The sequence below is a fragment of the Nocardioides cremeus genome (assembly GCF_030518195.1).
GTDB classification, from domain to species: Bacteria; Actinomycetota; Actinomycetes; order Propionibacteriales; family Nocardioidaceae; genus Nocardioides; species Nocardioides cremeus.
Genome location: NZ_JAULSC010000009.1, coordinates 117,759 through 128,980, shown reverse-complemented (window position 1 = coordinate 128,980; position 11,222 = coordinate 117,759). Strand labels below are relative to the sequence as shown.

Below are 11,222 nucleotides of genomic sequence, written 5' to 3'. Positions count from 1 at the left end.
CGTTGCTCTCATGAGCATCGAGACCTCCATCGCGTCCCTGGTCGAGGACGCCACCGGGCAGCCCTACCCGTACCGGCGACCCGAGCTGGTCGAGCCCGACTGGACCCGCTTCCCGGGGTGGCGCGACGTCACCGCCGCCGACTGGGCCTCGGTGCAGTGGCAGCGCGCGCACTGCGTCAAGAACGTGCGCCAGCTGCGCGAGCTGATGGGCGACCTGCTCGACGAGCGCTTCTACGCCGACCTCGAGCGCGACCAGGCCGAGCGGGCCACCATGTCGATGCTGGTGCCGCCGCAGATGCTCAACACGATGGTGCCGTTCGCCGAGCCGACCGGGCCGGGCTCGTTCACCGAGGCGTTCTACGCCGACCCGGTGCGCCACTACATGCTGCCGGTCTTCTCCGACCGCCGCACCGACTGGGCCTCCCACCCGCACGCCACCCGCGACTCGCTGCACGAGCACGACATGTGGGCCACCGAGGGTCTGACCCACCGCTACCCCACCAAGGTGCTCGCCGAGCTGCTGCCGACCTGCCCGCAGTACTGCGGGCACTGCACGCGCATGGACCTGGTCGGCAACTCGACGCCGGTCGTCGAGAAGCTCAAGTTCGCCGGCAAGCCCAACGACCGCATCGGCGACATGCTCGACTACCTGCGTCGCACCCCGTCGGTGCGCGACGTGGTGGTCTCCGGCGGCGACGTGGCCAACATGCCGTGGCCCCGCCTCGAGGCGTTCCTGACCTCGGTGCTCGAGATCGAGAACGTGCGCGACATCCGCCTGGCCACCAAGGCCCTGGTCGGGCTGCCCCAGCACTGGCTGCAGCCAGAGGTCGTCGAGGGCATGTCGCGCGTGGCCGGGACCGCCCGATCACGCGGCGTCTCGCTGGCGATCCACACCCACGCCAACCACGCCCAGTCGATCACCCCGCTGGTCGCCGAGGCATCGCGGGCGATGCTGGATGCCGGCGTACGCGACGTGCGCAACCAGGGCGTGCTGCTCAACGGTGTCAACGCCGACCCGCACGCGCTGCTCGACCTGTGCTTCTCGCTGCTCGACGGCGCGCAGATCATGCCCTACTACTTCTACATGTGCGACATGATCCCGTACTCGGAGCACTGGCGGGTCTCGGTCGCCGACGCCCAGCGCCTGCAGCACCACATCATGGGCTACCTGCCGGGCTTCGCGACGCCGCGGATCGTCTGCGACGTGCCGTTCGTGGGCAAGCGCTGGGTGCACCAGCTCGCCGACTACGACACCGAGCGCGGCATCTCCTACTGGACCAAGAACTACCGCACCTCCATCGAGGCCGACGACGCCCAGGCCCTCGAGCGCACCTACGAGTACTACGACCCGATCCACACCCTGCCCGAGGCCGGGCAGCGCTGGTGGGCCGAGCACGGCCGCCTCGACGAGTCGGCGCTCAAGGCAGCCGAGGTGGCCGAGGCCTCGCGGCGTACCGCGGCGCTGCAGGCCTGGTAGCCGGCCCGGCGGGCGGGGCGGCCCGGGGGCTCAGGCCTCCGGGTCCGCCGCGGGGCCGGCGACCGGCCGGTTCTCGTAGTAGGTGGTGAGCACGATCGTGGTGCGGGTCGAGACGTTGGCCGCGGCCCGGACCCGGGCGAGCAGGTCCTCCAGGGCGGCCGGCGAGGTGCAGCGCACCAGCAGCACGTAGGACTCCTCCCCCGCCACCGACCAGCACGACTCGATCTCCTCGATGTGCTCGAGGCGGGCCGCGCAGTCGTCGGGCTGCGAGGGGTCGATCGGGCGGATCGAGATGAAGGCCGCGAGCGGCACCCCGATCTCGGCGTGGTTGATGGTGGCGCCGTAGCCCTGGATCAGGTCGCGCTGCTCGAGCCGCTTGACCCGCTGGTGCACCGCGGAGGTGGACAGACCGGTCGCCTTGCCGAGGTCGGTGAAGGACATCCGGCCGTCGTGGGCCAGCAGGGCCAAGATCTTGCGGTCGGTCGCCTCGACTCCGGGATGGCTCACGCCTTCACCCTAGTGCCCGGCGGGGTCGCGGCACCGTCACGACCCCTGCAAGACTGCGCCGGTGACCCAGCAGCCCGGCCGTCTGATGCTCCTCGACACCGCCTCGATGTACTTCCGGGCCTTCTTCGGGGTGCCGGAGATCCTGGCGCCCGACGGGACCACCCCGGTCAACGCCGTGCGGGGCCTGCTCGACTTCATCACCCGGCTCGTCGACGAGTACCGCCCCACCGACCTGGTCTGCTGCTGGGACGACGACTGGCGCCCGCAGTGGCGCGTCGACCTGGTGCCGACCTACAAGGCGCACCGTGTCGAGGAGGAGGTCGAGACCGCCCCCGACGTCGAGGAGGTCCCCGACCCGCTGCAGGTGCAGGTCCCGATCATCCGCGACGTGCTGGCCGCCTACGGCATCAAGGTCGTGGGTGCCCCCGAGGCGGAGGCCGACGACGTGATCGGCACCCTGGCGACCGGTGCCGGCCAGCCGGTCGACATCGTCACCGGCGACCGCGACCTCTTCCAGCTCGTCGACGACGAGGCCGACGTGCGTGTGCTCTACATCGCCCGCGGGGTGGGCAGGCACGAGCGGGTCGACAACGCGTGGGTGCGCGCCAAGTACGACGTCGAGGCCGCGCAGTACGCCGACTTCTCCACCATGCGTGGCGACGCCTCCGACGGGCTCCCCGGGGTCAAGGGCGTCGGCGAGAAGACCGCCGCGACGCTGCTGGCCCGCCACGGCGACATGGCCGGCATCATCGCCGCCGCCGAGGATCCCGACTCGGGGATGGGTCCCGGACCGCGGGCCAAGATCAAGGCCGCGGCCGACTACCTGGCCGTGGCGCCCGAGGTCGTCGCCGTACGCCGCTCGCTCGACCTCGACCGCACCGGCTTCGCGCTGCCGCACTCCCCCGCCGACCCCGAGCGTCTCGCCGAGCTCACCGAGCGGTGGGGCCTCGACAGCCCGGTGGAGCGGTTGAACGCGGTGCTCGCCGGGCGGTGACGTCAGTCAGGGCGGCCCAGGAAGTCCCGCACGACCTCGTTGAACATGTGTGGTGCCTCGAGGTTGCTGACGTGTCCACAGTCGGGGATGACTGCCAGGGTCGCCCCGGGGATCCGGCGCTCGAGCTCGTGGGCGACCGCCAGCGGTGAGCGCACGTCGAGCTCACCCCAGACCAGCTGGGTGGGCACCCGGATCGTCGGCAGCACGTCGGTGAGGTCGGCCTGCGCCATCGCGGTCAGGGCGGTCACCATGCTCCTGGGCCTGACGTTCGCCGCCATCGCCTCCAGCAGGGGCACGAACCGTGCAGGTGGGTCACCCGCGAAGAGGCCGGGCAGGGTCGGGTCGAACCGCTCCCCCGGCTCGGCCATCGCCGCGCGCACGCCGGCCAGCCTGGCATCGGCCTCCCGGGCGCCCAGCGACCCGCGCCACCCGGCGTACCCGTCGGCCAGGACCATGCGACGGATCGACGTGGGGTGGCGTCGGTACAGCTCGAGGACCACGGTGGTGCCCCACGAGAGCCCGACCACCGCCACTGGGGAGACGCCGAGCGCGCGGATCATCCCGGCGAGGCAGTCGGCGTAGTCGGAGAGGCCGAAGCCGTCGGGCACGTCGTCGGATCCTCCCGCGCCGGGCTCGTCCCAGGCGATCACCGTGAACTCGTCGGCGAGCGCCTCGAGCTGTGGCGTCCAGGTACGGCTGTCCTCGGCGCCACCGTGCACGAACATCACTCTCCGACCGTGACCGCGTCGTCGGTAGGCGAGGCGCAGGCCGTCCACCTCGACGGTGTCCATGGTCTCCACGGTACGCCGGACGTGGCGGCGGGAGAGCCGATGGAACCGAACGGCACCGCTGGGGCATCTTTACCTCTGTGACACCTGAGGAGACCGCCGACTTCGAGGCGTTCATGACTGCTCGCTGGGCGGGACTGGTGCGCGCAGCGGTCTTGATGGGGGCGGACCTGCACGCCGCTGAGGACCTCGCCCAGGCGGCGTTGGTGGACAGTCACCGCCGTTGGGGCCGCGTGCAGGGCGCTCGGGACCCTGCGGCCTACGTGCACCGCATCCTGGTCAACCGGATGCGTGCGAGCCGACGTCGCCGGTGGCGCGGTGAGGTGCCGACCGACCTGGCAGCCCAGCACGGCCGTCACGGCGTGCCGTGCGCGGGCGGTGACGTCGCAGAGTCCGTGTCCGTGTCCCACGGGGTCCGCGAGGCGCTGGCTCGGTTGCCGCTCGTCCAGCGGCAGGTGGTCGTGCTGCGCCACTTCTGCGACCTCTCGGAGCAGCAGACGGCGGAGGTCCTCGACATCGCCGCGGGCACGGTCAAGAGCCGGCTGTCGAGAGCCATGGCAGCCCTGGCCACCGACCCCCTCCTCAGCCCCCTACGAACGGACGCAGAGCGATGAGCAACGACCTCGGCGAGCTGGTCGCCCGCGCAGCCGATGACATCCCCGTCGCGGCCCCACCGGTCGGCCGAGTCCTGGCCGCGTCCCGTCGCCGCCGACGCCGGGCGCGCGCCTGTCTGGGAGCAGCCGCCGCCGGGCTCGGCGTGGCCACGGTCGCGGCCGCGTTCCTCCTCGGTGTCGGCGTCAGGGAGGCGGCACTCGACCCCGCCACCCCCGTCGCGCCGGAGGTCACGAAGCGCTCGGACCCGAGCCTCGACGCGGAGCCGCCGGGCAACCGTGGGTGGATGAGCGAGGGGTGGGACGGGCAGACGTCGCCGGCCGGCACGTTCCCCGTCGTCGCCGACGACGGCACCCGGGGGTACGTGTCCGTCGCCGACATGAGCGACAGCGTCTACCGCTGCTCGACCCGGCCTCGATGCGACCGCCTGGTCGACGACCTCACCGCGGCCGGCTACCTGTCATCGACCGGTGCCCTGACCGTTCCCGTCGACGACGCCGACGGCACCCGCGTCGGGGTACTGACCCGCGGCGTCGTCTACCGACCCGGTGAACCACTCGGCTCCCGGGCGCCCGACCTGGCGGCCACGGCCGGGGACCACGGCCTGCTGGGCTACACGCTGAACGGCGAGCAGTCTCCGGCTACTCCCGAGCAAGCCATCGAGTGGCAGAATCGCTGGGCAGCGCTGGGCCACGGGCCGATACACAACGTCTACGCCGAGGACGGCACCACGCTCCTCGACACCTTCACCCTGCAGCTGGGCAACAGCGTCGCTCGCTGATCGGGGATCTCCGCCGCGGCCGGAGCGAGCACCCGCAACGGAGGACGAGTCGTCGTCCCCTTCAGTGCCCGATGAAGACGAACACGAAGATGATGAGCGCGCTCCAGGCCAGGAACAGCCCCAGGACCGCTCCCGCGGCCACGCCTGCCCCCAGGGCACGAGTCCTCGAGGACACACACAGCGCGAGTCCGCCCAGGGCGACCGAACCGCTCACGGCGACGACGGCCTCGACCAGTGGCGACAGGTCTCCATGGCGGGGCACCAGCACGAAGCAGGCAACGGCTACGGCGGCGATGCCGACCAGGACGCCCGAGAAAGCCGGCACGGCGAAGGCCCGGCGCGGTGTCTCGCGGAGTGTCGTGGTCACCCAGGGAGGCTAGCCGTGGGCAGCGGCACCCACAGCCATGACTCGCGGCGCGTGAGCCCGAATCGGCTGCCAGAACGCGGCTTGTTCCGGCGCTAGTGTGGAGAGGTCCGAGGCCATCTGCTCGTCGTCGAACGAGTCGCGCCACACAAATCGTAAGGTGGTTTGACGGTGGACCAACCGATCTACTGGGGAGTGCTGGCGGCGACGGCCATCGTCTTGGCCGGAGCAAGGCTGGTCGCTCGGCGTCCACTCTGGCGAAGCCGATCCCGCGCGGTCTCGAGGGGCGACCTCGTGGTGGCTGCGGCGGCGGTTGCGGTCCTGGTGTTCCATTGCATGGCGATGTTCTTCGCCGACTGGGTGGACGCGGTGCCGTTCGCGGAGGCCCCGGCGGCCGCCGTGCGCGACCTCGACAGCCTCGCCAGCGAGGTGTCCTACTGGGTGCCTGCCGCGGCACTGGTGGTCGCCCTGCGTCGGGTGTGGCCGCCGGCGCTGCTCGTCTTGGTCGTGACCCTCGTCGGAGTGGGATACACGATGTTCGTCCCCCACGCCCTCAACACCCACTTGGCATGGCTGGCAGCCGCCGTGGTCACCCTGGTGCTGACCGGCACGGCGCTCGTCTTCCCAGCGCGCCGACAGGGTCAGTCGGGATCCGGGCGAACGGTCGCGGAGTCCACCTGATTAGACGCGCCCGGACTCTCCAGGTCTTCCAGGGGCCTGGACGCCCGTAGTCCCGGGCCGCGAACAGGAAGCGCCAGCGCTCAGGAGCGCGTGGGGTGCAGAGGGCACTGCTTCCTGACCTCGAGGGAGGCGTCTGTGCACACCACCAGCTGTGCGGGCAGCTCGACAGTGAACAGATGGCCGTCCACCTCGTAGTCGACGCGGACTCCATCGCGGATCAGCAGGCCTTCACCCGTCACCTTCGATGCCGAGGAACAGCTCCCATCCCCTCTCGTTCTCGCTGGTCGGGCTGAGTGTCGCCCCGATGGCATCGATGAGCTCCACACCGTCGAGCTCATCCGCGACAGGCGGCCACCGGTCGACCAGCTGGACCGCGTCGAACTTCCGGTCCGCACCGGCGACCATGGCGCCGAGGAGCCGGAACCCCTCGGCGTTGACCAGCTCCACGTCGGAGATGACAGCGGGGGCCTCGCCCTCGACGTACAGCACCTCGAAGCCGTCGGTGAGGACGGTGCCGGTCGGTCGCGTCACTGAGAATCCGTGCTCCGGTCCAGCGGGAACCGGACCGTCTGCAGAACGGTTCCTCGGACTCAACGCGACGACCAGCAGGACGCTGGCAACCACACCCAGCAGGAGGACGCCCACCACGAACCGGATGCTGGGGGCGGTCCGACCACAGGTGTCCAGCATCAGCATGCTCCCTCGTGCCCAGGTGACCGGTGACGCGTTCGTTGCCTACAACGTCCAGGTGAATTGCCAGGTCACGACGGGCGCCGGCCAGGTCTGGACCACCTGCGCGAGCAGTGACAGCCGCGGCGCAGCGGGGCTGTCGGTGGCTGGTGCTTGAGTATCGGCATGCTGATCGAGACGGACCTCGCGGGTGGTCCGGTGCGGGTCGATGACCTGGACCGGGACTCGGTGCTGTGGTTCGCCGAGCAGGCCAAGGCACGCGAGGCCGCGGCGGCGCTGGCGGTGCTGCACGCCACGATCCGCTGGTGCGAGACCAACACCGTCGACGACCCCAAGTCGGCGGCGGGGTTCGGGGAGGTCGGTGGCGACCTGGACTGCCCGGAGAAGATCGGCGGCGACGGGCGCCCGATGATCGCGGCGTTCTCCGCCGAACCCCTCGCCGCGGCGATGGAGATCTCCACCACCGCCGCCCTGACCCTGATGGCTGACGCTCTCGAGCTGGCGCACCGGCTGCCGCGGGTGATGGCACGTGTGGAGGCCCTCGAGGTACCCGTGTGGCGCGCCCGCAGCATCGCCCAAGCCACCAGCGGCCTCTCACCCGACGCAGCCGCCTACGTCGACGCCGTGATCGCAGGCCGCGCGCACCGGGTCGGGTCGGTGGTGCTGGCCCGGCTCGTCGAGACCGCCCGGGCCCGCTACGACACCGACGCCCACGAAGAGGCCGAAGAGACCGCGCGGGAGTCGTGGGACTTGACCCTGACCCATGCCGGGGCGCGTGACGGACGCTGGCTGGGGACCTCGTGGATGCAGATCACCGGCGACACCGCCACCCTGGCCGACCTGCAGGACCTCGTGGGTCGCATTGCCCACGACCTGCTGGCCACCCACCCCGACCTGCCCCTGCCCCGGCGTCGGGTGCTGGCGCTGCAGGTCATCGTCGACCGGGCCCGCGCCCACGGCGACACCCCGGCACCGGGGCGGCCGTACAAGGCCTACGTGCACCTGACCGCGACCCCTGAGGGTGACATCGCGCCGTTGGGGCGGGTGGAGGACCTCGGGCCGGCTACCAGCGCGATGATCCGTGACTGGCTCGCCGGAGCGCGGGTGACGGTGACGCCGGTGCTCGATCCCGACCGCGGCGACCCGATCGATGCCCACGACCCGCCGGAGTGGATGCGCGAGCTGGTCATCCAACGCGACCAGCACTGCGTCTTCCCCGACTGCCGCCGCCCGGCACGGCGCTGCGACCTCGACCACATCAGCACCTGGATCGACCCCGCCCACGGAGGTCCACCGGGTCAGACACACCCAGGCAACCTCGCCCCACTCTGCCGACGACATCACCGGGCCAAGACCACCACCGACCCCACCAAGCAGTGGCGCTACCGACGCATGGACCACGGCCACTACACCTGGACCGGACCACAGGACCAACGACTCGTCGTCGTCCCCGGCATCGGCACCTACTCCTCCTCGGTGACCCCCGAGTAGGCCACGACGCCACGCCGCATCGAGGCGATGGCCTGGCGCGCTGTGCGCCGCACCGGCGAGTCGCCGGCGGCGTCGGCGACCTGGCCGGCCAGGTCGAGCAGCTGCTTCATCCACCGCACGAAGTCGCCGGCGGCCAGCTCGCTCTCGCCCAGCACGTCGTCGAGGTCGTCGCCCTCGCACCAGCGGTAGGCGATCCAGGCGAAGCCGAGGTCGGGCTGGCGCAGGTAGTCGAGCTTGTGGTCCTTCTCGAGCCGGTCCAGGTCGCCCCACAGGCGCACCATCGCGCCGATGGCGTCCTTCGTGGGCCCGCCCGGCACCCGCGGCGACGAGGCGTCGTCGGGGCGCCGAGCCTCGAAGACCAGCGTCGACAGGGCCGCGGCCAGCCCGGAGGGCGACAGGTCGTCCCACACGCCCAGGCGCAACGACTCAGCGGCCACCAGGTCCATGTCGGAGTAGAGCCGGCGCAGGTGCATGCCCTGCTCGGTCACCGAGGCGTCGGTGCCCTCGTCGGTCAGGTAGCCCAGCGCGGTCAGCACCTCGCAGACCCGGTCGAACTGGCGGGCCACGGTGTTGGTGCGGCTCTCCACCCGGCGGGCCAGGGTGGCGGCGTCTCGCTCGAGCTTGAAGTAGCGCTCGGCCCACCGGGAGTGGTCCTCGCGATCGGTGCACTCGTGGCACGGGTGCGTCTTGAGCCGGCGGCGCAGCTCGGCGACCTCGCTCTCCCATGCGCTCGGCTCGCCCCCGTGGGCACGCCCCGCAGCCTTGGCGCCCTTGGGGCCCTGGCGCAGGTGGCGCGGCGGCAGGTCGCGGGTGCGCATCCGCAGCTGGGCGGCCAGGTCGCGACGCATCTGCGGGTTGCGCGCGGTGAAGGAGCGCGAGATCTTCAGCCGCGTCAGGGCCTCGACCGGCTCGGGGAAGTCGATCATCGCCAGGCGGCGTGACTGCTTCTCGAGGGTGACCACCAGCGGGCGCGGGCCCTCGGGCGACCAGCCGGGGTCGACCACGACGGCGTACCCGGCGAACTTGCCGGTGGGCACCTCGATCACGTCACCGGGCTTGAGGAGGCGCAGCGACTCGATGGCCTCGGCGCGGCGATCGGCGCGCCGAGCCTTGTTGGCGCCCTTCTCGACGTCGCTGATCTGGCGGCGCAGCGCGGCGTACTCCATGAAGTCGCCCAGGTGGCACTGCGCGGCCTCGGCGTAGCCCTCCAGCGCGTCCTCGCTCTTGCGCAGCTGACGAGCCAGGCCCACGACGGCCTTGTCGGCCTGGAACTGCGCGAAGGACTGCTCGAGCAGCTCGCGGGCGGTGTGCCGGCCGAACTGGTGCACCAGGTTGACGGCCATGTTGTAGGACGGGCGGAACGACGAGCGCAACGGGTAGGTGCGCGTGGAGGCCAGCCCCGCCAGCTCGCGCGGGTTCATCCCCGGCTGCCAGAGCACGACCCCGTGGCCCTCGGTGTCGAGGCCGCGGCGTCCCGCGCGTCCGGTGAGCTGGGTGTACTCCCCCGGCGTGATGTCGGCGTGGGTCTCGCCGTTCCACTTCGAGAGCTTCTCGATGACCACGGTGCGCGCCGGCATGTTGATGCCCAGCGCGAGGGTCTCGGTGGCGAAGACGACCTTGCACAGGCCGCGCTCGTAGAGCTCCTCCACGCACTGCTTGAAGGCCGGCAGCATGCCGGCGTGGTGCGCGGCCACGCCGCGGGTCAGCCCGTCGAGGAAGTCGTGGTAGCCCAGCACGTGCAGGTCGTCGGCCGAGAGGTGCGAGCAGGCGTTCTCGACGTAGGCGAAGATCTCGTCGCGCTCGCGAGGGCTGGTCAGCCGCACGCCCGCGTTGAGGCACTGGGTCACCGCTGCGTCGCAGCCGACCCGGCTGAAGATGAAGACGATCGCCGGCAGCAGGCCCTCGCGGTCGAGCCGGTCGATCACGTCGGCCCGGCTGGGGATCCACACCCGGCGTCCGTTGCCGACCTGCTTGGCCGGCGACGAGCGGCCCGGCTGCGAGCGCCCCCGCGGCGAGCGGCGGTCCTTGATGCGCGAGGCCGCCCAGTCGTCGCGCGCCACCTTGAGCAGGTCGTCGTTGACCGGGGCACCCTCCTTGACGAAGCCGGCCGCGGCGTCGACGTCGGAGGAGGCGAAGAGGTCGAGCAGGCGGCGCCCGACCATCACGTGCTGGAAGAGCGGCACCGGCCGCTTCTCCTCCACGATCGTGGTGGTCTCGCCGCGCACCGTCTCGAGCCACTCGCCGAACTCCTCGGCGTTCGAGACGGTCGCCGAGAGCGAGACCAGCGCCACCGACTCGGGCAGGTGGATGATGACCTCCTCCCACACCGCGCCCCGGGAGCGGTCGGCCAGGTAGTGCACCTCGTCCATCACCACGAACCCCAGGCCCATCAGCGTCGAGGAGCTGGCGTAGAGCATGTTGCGCAGCACCTCGGTGGTCATCACCACGATCGGCGCCTCGCCGTTGACGGTGTTGTCACCGGTCAGCAGGCCGACCTGGTCGGCGCCGTAGCGGTCCACCAGGTCGTGGTACTTCTGGTTCGACAGCGCCTTGATCGGCGTGGTGTAGAACGCCTTGCGCCCGGTCGCCAGCGCCAGGTGGATCGCGAACTCGCCCACGATGGTCTTGCCGGATCCGGTGGGCGCCGCGACCAGCACGCCGCGGCCCTCCTCGATCTCGCGGCACGCCTGCACCTGGAACTCGTCGAGCGGGAAGGCGTAGAGGGCTCGGAAGTCCTTGAGCACCGGGTGCTCGCGGGTACGCCGGAACTGCGCGTACCGCTCCGACGGGGACAGCTCGTCGGTCGTCATGGTCCCAACCTACGCGAGGCCCCGAAG

Annotated in this window: 11 protein-coding genes; 6 read left to right on the top strand and 5 right to left on the bottom strand. The window is 71.5% G+C overall.

Annotation, left to right across the window (positions count from 1 at the left end; translation table 11 throughout):
* Positions 1-10 precede the first annotated feature (10 nt).
* A complete protein-coding gene (locus tag QWJ41_RS11310; protein ID WP_302708267.1) occupies positions 11-1,477 on the top strand; it encodes a KamA family radical SAM protein in 1,467 nt (488 codons plus the stop codon).
* Positions 1,478-1,507: 30 nt separating this feature from the next.
* On the opposite strand, the gene QWJ41_RS11305 is transcribed toward QWJ41_RS11310, so the two are convergent.
* Positions 1,508-1,984 (bottom strand): Lrp/AsnC family transcriptional regulator, encoded by a 477-nt coding sequence (locus tag QWJ41_RS11305; RefSeq protein ID WP_302708265.1) that lies wholly within the window; start codon positions 1,982-1,984, stop codon positions 1,508-1,510.
* Positions 1,985-2,069: 85 nt separating this feature from the next.
* On the opposite strand from QWJ41_RS11305, the gene QWJ41_RS11300 reads away from it, so the two are divergent.
* A complete protein-coding gene (locus tag QWJ41_RS11300) occupies positions 2,070-2,978 on the top strand; it encodes a 5'-3' exonuclease (RefSeq protein ID WP_302708305.1) in 909 nt (302 codons plus the stop codon).
* A gap of 2 nt (positions 2,979-2,980) precedes the next feature.
* On the opposite strand, the gene QWJ41_RS11295 is transcribed toward QWJ41_RS11300, so the two are convergent.
* The gene (locus QWJ41_RS11295) at positions 2,981-3,769 is read right to left on the bottom strand and encodes an alpha/beta fold hydrolase (protein ID WP_302708263.1); all 789 of its coding nucleotides are present in this window, start codon (positions 3,767-3,769) and stop codon (positions 2,981-2,983) included.
* A gap of 77 nt (positions 3,770-3,846) precedes the next feature.
* On the opposite strand from QWJ41_RS11295, the gene QWJ41_RS11290 reads away from it, so the two are divergent.
* Positions 3,847-4,380, top strand: coding sequence for a SigE family RNA polymerase sigma factor (locus QWJ41_RS11290; protein WP_302708261.1), 534 nt, complete (start codon positions 3,847-3,849; stop codon positions 4,378-4,380).
* Positions 4,377-5,159, top strand: a complete 783-nt coding sequence (locus tag QWJ41_RS11285; protein ID WP_302708260.1) for a hypothetical protein — start codon at positions 4,377-4,379, stop codon at positions 5,157-5,159. The genes QWJ41_RS11290 and QWJ41_RS11285 overlap by 4 nt, the downstream gene beginning before the upstream one ends.
* A 61-nt stretch (positions 5,160-5,220) precedes the next feature.
* Here QWJ41_RS11285 and QWJ41_RS11280 read toward each other — a convergent pair whose 3' ends face one another.
* Positions 5,221-5,526, bottom strand: a complete 306-nt coding sequence (locus QWJ41_RS11280; protein ID WP_302708258.1) for a hypothetical protein — start codon at positions 5,524-5,526, stop codon at positions 5,221-5,223.
* A 291-nt stretch (positions 5,527-5,817) separates the two neighbouring features.
* Here QWJ41_RS11280 and QWJ41_RS11275 point away from each other — a divergent pair, with 291 nt between their 5' ends.
* On the top strand, positions 5,818-6,204 hold the full coding sequence (locus QWJ41_RS11275) for a hypothetical protein (protein WP_302708257.1): 387 nt from the start codon (positions 5,818-5,820) through the stop codon (positions 6,202-6,204).
* Between the two features lie 228 nt (positions 6,205-6,432).
* Here QWJ41_RS11275 and QWJ41_RS11270 read toward each other — a convergent pair whose 3' ends face one another.
* A complete protein-coding gene (locus QWJ41_RS11270) occupies positions 6,433-6,900 on the bottom strand; it encodes a hypothetical protein (RefSeq protein ID WP_302708256.1) in 468 nt (155 codons plus the stop codon).
* 159 nt (positions 6,901-7,059) lie between these two features.
* On the opposite strand from QWJ41_RS11270, the gene QWJ41_RS11265 reads away from it, so the two are divergent.
* Positions 7,060-8,385 carry an HNH endonuclease signature motif containing protein gene (locus QWJ41_RS11265; RefSeq protein WP_302708254.1) on the top strand — a complete coding sequence of 442 codons (1,326 nt, stop codon included), beginning with the start codon at positions 7,060-7,062 and terminating at the stop codon, positions 8,383-8,385.
* Here QWJ41_RS11265 and QWJ41_RS11260 read toward each other — a convergent pair.
* Positions 8,358-11,195 carry a DEAD/DEAH box helicase gene (locus QWJ41_RS11260; RefSeq protein ID WP_302708252.1) on the bottom strand — a complete coding sequence of 946 codons (2,838 nt, stop codon included), beginning with the start codon at positions 11,193-11,195 and terminating at the stop codon, positions 8,358-8,360. The genes QWJ41_RS11265 and QWJ41_RS11260 overlap by 28 nt on opposite strands.
* Between the last annotated feature and the right edge of the window lie 27 nt (positions 11,196-11,222).

What these genes read in the sequence shown, in the direction of transcription:
- QWJ41_RS11310 (WP_302708267.1), top strand. Translation starts at nt 11, where the DNA reads ATGAGCATCGAGACCTCCATCGCGTCCCTGGTCGAGGACGCCACCGGG.
- QWJ41_RS11300 (WP_302708305.1), top strand. Translation starts at nt 2,070, where the DNA reads ATGCTCCTCGACACCGCCTCGATGTACTTCCGGGCCTTCTTCGGGGTG.
- QWJ41_RS11295 (WP_302708263.1), bottom strand. Translation starts at nt 3,769, where the DNA reads ATGGACACCGTCGAGGTGGACGGCCTGCGCCTCGCCTACCGACGACGC.
- QWJ41_RS11285 (WP_302708260.1), top strand. Translation starts at nt 4,377, where the DNA reads ATGAGCAACGACCTCGGCGAGCTGGTCGCCCGCGCAGCCGATGACATC.
- QWJ41_RS11270 (WP_302708256.1), bottom strand. Translation starts at nt 6,900, where the DNA reads ATGCTGATGCTGGACACCTGTGGTCGGACCGCCCCCAGCATCCGGTTC.
- QWJ41_RS11265 (WP_302708254.1), top strand. Translation starts at nt 7,060, where the DNA reads ATGCTGATCGAGACGGACCTCGCGGGTGGTCCGGTGCGGGTCGATGAC.
- QWJ41_RS11260 (WP_302708252.1), bottom strand. Translation starts at nt 11,195, where the DNA reads ATGACGACCGACGAGCTGTCCCCGTCGGAGCGGTACGCGCAGTTCCGG.